This window comes from Corallococcus sp. AB030, from assembly GCF_003668965.1.
GTDB classification, from domain to species: Bacteria; Myxococcota; Myxococcia; order Myxococcales; family Myxococcaceae; genus Corallococcus; species Corallococcus exiguus.
Genome location: NZ_RAWQ01000378.1, coordinates 1 through 4,074, shown reverse-complemented (window position 1 = coordinate 4,074; position 4,074 = coordinate 1). Strand labels below are relative to the sequence as shown.

At 71.5% G+C, this 4,074-nt stretch carries 3 protein-coding genes; 2 read left to right on the top strand and 1 reads right to left on the bottom strand.

Going from position 1 to position 4,074, the window contains the following annotated elements:
- Positions 1-160: 160 nt before the first annotated feature.
- On the bottom strand, positions 161-1,270 hold the full coding sequence (locus D7Y15_RS42555; RefSeq protein WP_121756119.1) for a glycosyltransferase family 1 protein: 1,110 nt from the start codon (positions 1,268-1,270) through the stop codon (positions 161-163).
- A gap of 30 nt (positions 1,271-1,300) precedes the next feature.
- Here D7Y15_RS42555 and D7Y15_RS42550 point away from each other — a divergent pair, with 30 nt between their 5' ends.
- Together D7Y15_RS42550 and D7Y15_RS42545 are read left to right on the top strand one after the other, a co-directional pair.
- Positions 1,301-3,538, top strand: a complete 2,238-nt coding sequence (locus D7Y15_RS42550; protein ID WP_121756120.1) for a glycosyltransferase family 4 protein — start codon at positions 1,301-1,303, stop codon at positions 3,536-3,538.
- A partial coding sequence (locus tag D7Y15_RS42545; protein ID WP_233605308.1) for a hypothetical protein occupies positions 3,535-4,074 on the top strand: 540 nt, incomplete at its 3' end. The genes D7Y15_RS42550 and D7Y15_RS42545, both read left to right, overlap by 4 nt.

Genomic DNA, 4,074 nt, shown 5'->3' with positions numbered 1-4,074 from the left:
CTCCTCCTGCTGGGCGGTGGGGGCCGGCTCCTGGGCCTCGTCCTTGCGCGCCGCGTTCGACCCCGCGCACCCGAGCAGCATTCCGCAGACGATTCCACTCCACACGAGCAGTCGCATGTTCCTCCAGGAGGCCCTTCACGGGCCGGTTGACCACGGGCGCCTACCGGTGGCGCAGCGCCGCATCGTAAGCGGCCCGCATCCCTTCCGCGGTGCGGGCCCAGGTGAACTTCGCGGCCTGACGCTGGCCCGCCTCCGACAGCGCGCGGCGCTCCTCCGGCGAACGCAGCACCCGGTCGATGACCGCCGCCAGGCCTTCCGCGTCGTCTGGATCCACCGCGGGCGCGGCGTCACCGCACACCTCCGGCAGCGAGCCCGCCGTGGACACCACCGTGGGCGTGCCCAGGCGCATGGCCTCCAGGGGCGGCAGTCCGAAGCCCTCGTAGCGCGACGGGAAGACGAACAGCGCCGCGCGGCGCATCAGCGCGTAGAAGATGGCGGGGGTCTGGTAGCCCAGGGGCCGCACGTCCAGGCCTTCCGAGCGCAGCCGCTCGATGCGCGTCTCCACCTTGCCGGAGCCGTACCAGGCCTGCCCCGCGAGCACGAGCGTGAAGGACCGGCCGCGCGCGTGCAGCCGCTCCTGCGCTTCCAGCACCAGCTCCACGTTCTTGCGCACGTCGAGCGAGCCCGCGTACAGCACGTAGTCCTTCGGCAGGTTGAGCGCGTGGAGGAACTCCTCGTCCGCCTCGTTCAGAGGGGTCGCGTTCACGTGGTCCACGCCGTTGTGCACCACCACGGTGCGCGGCTCCACCTGGGGGAAGCGGCGCAGCAGGTCCTGGCGCGTGCTCTCGCTGATGCACACCAGCCGGTCCGCGAGCATCAGGCTGCGCGCGAGCCACAGCCGGAACTGCCAGCGGTACGGCGCGGAGACGGTGTGCGGAAAATCCAACGGCACCAGGTCGTGCACGGTGAGCACGTACGCGGTGCCCGGCGTGCGCCGCAGCGGCAGGTTGAAGTTGCTGAGCGCGTGGTAGACGGGCGGCGGCGTGGCCTTGAGCAGCCGGGGCAGCGTGGCCAGCGTCCACGACGTTCGCTTCTGGACGCCGCGCGGATGTTCGCCGGACTTGCGCGCGCCCATCCGGTCCAGCCGGACGCCCTGGGCTTCGAGCGCCTCCGCGAGGCAACGGGTGTACAGGCCGATACCAGTGGTGGGCTCGTCCCACAGGGTGGCGTCGAAGGCGATGGGTCCGGGGGTCGACACGGGCCGCCTCATACCATGCCCGTGTGGTACACACGGCCCTCCATGGCGGTCCATCAGTTGATCCCAAGCTTCGGCCCCGGCGACGCCTCCGGTCAGGCCGCGCTGCACCTGCAACTCCTGCTGCGCCGCATGGGGCACGTGGGAGACATCTACGCGGAAGAGGTCGCCGGAGGGCTGCAGGGCCTGGCCCGCCACGTCTTCACGCTGAAGCCGAAGCCGGATGACCTGGTGCTGTACCACCACGGCATCGCGTCCCCGCTGAGCGGGCGGCTGATGCACATGGACTGCAAGCGCGGCGTGGTGTTCCACAACATCAGCCCCGCGCGCTTCTACCAGGACACGCCGCTGGAGCACGCGCTGGTTGCGGGCCGCGCGCAGGTGGCCGCGATGGCGCCCTTCCTGGACGTGTCCATCGGGGACTCGGACTACAACAGCGCGGAGCTGCGCGTCGCGGGCCACCGCAACGTGCACACCGTGCAGCTCCTCATCGAGCAGGAGCGCTTCGCCGCGTCCGTGGCGGATGCGGCGAAGCTCGCGGAGCTGGCCGGGCCCGGCCCCACCCTGGTGTCGGTGAGCCGGGTGATGCCGCACAAGCGCTTCGAGGACCTGCTCGCGCTGCACCGGGAACTGCTTCGCATCCGTCCCCAGGCGCGCCTGCTGATTGTCGGCGGCTACGAGCCGGGCAGCCGCTACTTCAAGTCGCTCCAGCGCGAGATGAAGGACTTGAGCGGAGTGCACTTCCTGGGGCGCCTGTCGCATCCGGAGCTGGTGGCCGTGTACCGCTCCGCGTCCGTGTTCGTCTCCATGAGCGAGCACGAGGGCTTCAGCGTGCCCATCATCGAGGCCATGGCCTCCGAAGTGCCTGTGCTGGCGTACGCGGCGGCCGCGGTGCCGGAGACGCTGGGCGGCGCGGGCATCGCGTTCGACCAGAAGCGCTACGCGTTCCTCGCGGAGCTGGTGGTGGACCTGTGCGAGGACAAGGACCTGCGCAAGTCGGTGCTCGACGGCCAGGCGCGCCGGCTCCAGCACTTCTCCCCCACGGCCGCGCAGGTGTCGCTCACGCGAGCGCTGGAGGGTGTGGTGGCGCCGCCGCCCCGTCCGCGCAAGGCCCCGGCGAAGCGGCCGCGCGTGGCGCTGGTGGTGCAGCGCTTTGGCGAGGTGACGGGCGGAGCGGAGAGCCACGCCGCGCAGGTGGCGGAGCACCTGGCGCCGCACTGGGACGTCACGGTGGTGACGACCTGCGCGAAGAACCACCTGACGTGGGAGAACACCTTCCCGCCCGGCGAGGACCGCTTTGGCCGCACGAAGGTGCTGCGCTTCCCGGTGACGCGCACGCGCAACATCCACGCATTCAACGACATGTCGCGCCACGTGTTCGGGCACGGCAACGAGCGACTGCGTGAAGAGCAGTGGGTGGCCGAGCAGGGCCCGCTGAGCCCCGGGCTGATGGAGCACCTGGCCACCACGCAGGACGCGTACGACGGCTACCTGTTCTTCACGTACCTCTACGCGCCCACGGCGTGGGGGCTGCCGCTGGTGTCGGACCGCGCGCTGCTGGTGCCCACCGCGCATGACGAGCCGCCCATCCGCTTCGGCGTCTATGGGGACGTGTTCAACCGTCCCCGGGTGCTGATGTGCAACACGCCGGAGGAGGTCGAGATGCTCGGGCGCTTCCACCCGAACCATGCGCGGGCGCGCGTGGTGGGCGTGGGCGTGGACGCGCTGCCGTCGGTGCCCGACCGCTTCCGGGCGAAGTACGGCGTGCACGGCCGCTACCTGCTCTACGTGGGCCGGCTGGAGCCGGGCAAGGGCGTGCCGGACCTGCTGAAGTTCCACCGCCAGCTGCGGGAGCGCTACCAGGACGCGCCGGAGTTGGTGCTCGCGGGCGAAGCGCACATGGACGTGAGCGGAGAGGGCGTGCGGCACGTGGGGCGCATCTCCGAGCAGGACAAGCACGACGCGCTGGCGGGAGCGCTGGCGGTGGTGGTGCCGTCGAAGTTCGAGAGCCTGTCGCTCCTGACGCTGGAGGCGTTCGCGCAGGGGACGCCGGTGCTGGTGAACGGGCACTCGGAGGTGCTCGTGGGACAGGTGGAGCGCAGTGGCGCGGGCCGGGTGTACCGGGGGCTTGCGTCGTTCGTGGAAGGGCTGCGCGAGGTGGGCGAGGCCCGGGACGCGATGGGCAAGAGGGCCCGCATCTACGCGCAACGGCACACGTGGCCCCAGGTGGTCGCGGCGTACCGGGAAGAGATGGCGCGCATCGTGGAGGAGACACACCGATGAAGCTGCTCGGACGGGACATTCCCACGAGGGCCCTGGTGGCCCGCATCGAGGAGCGGCTGCGCGTGCGCGGGCTGCCCACGTCGGAACCGGCGGAGGTGCCGGAGGACGGCGTGGAGCCGCGCGTGGAGCCGCTGAGTTTCAACATGCACGCGCTGGAGGAGAACGCGGACACGACGCGGGCCCTGCCGCTGCACACGCACCGCGCCGGCATGGGGCAGGCGGTGCTGCTGGCCAAATGGGCCTTCCGCAAGACGTGCCAGGTGTTGATCAACGAGACCCTGGGCCGGCAGCGCGTGTTCAACGGGCTGGTGCGCGACTCCTACGCCCAGCTCTCCGCGGAGGTCCTCCGCCTGCGCAAGGAAGTGGACACGCTGCGGGCCCAGGCCGCGAAGGCACAGCACCCGGAGGCCCCCAGACCGCCGAAGCCGCCGCCCCCGGCCATCAGCCACGGCCGGCCCGCGCCCCGGCCTCCTCCCGCCGACGAAGGTGCAGGCCCCGCGTCCAGGGAGAGGCCGCTTCCGACTATCGACTACGGG

What these genes read in the sequence shown, in the direction of transcription:
- D7Y15_RS42555 (WP_121756119.1), bottom strand. Translation starts at nt 1,270, where the DNA reads ATGAGGCGGCCCGTGTCGACCCCCGGACCCATCGCCTTCGACGCCACC.
- D7Y15_RS42550 (WP_121756120.1), top strand. Translation starts at nt 1,301, where the DNA reads ATGGCGGTCCATCAGTTGATCCCAAGCTTCGGCCCCGGCGACGCCTCC.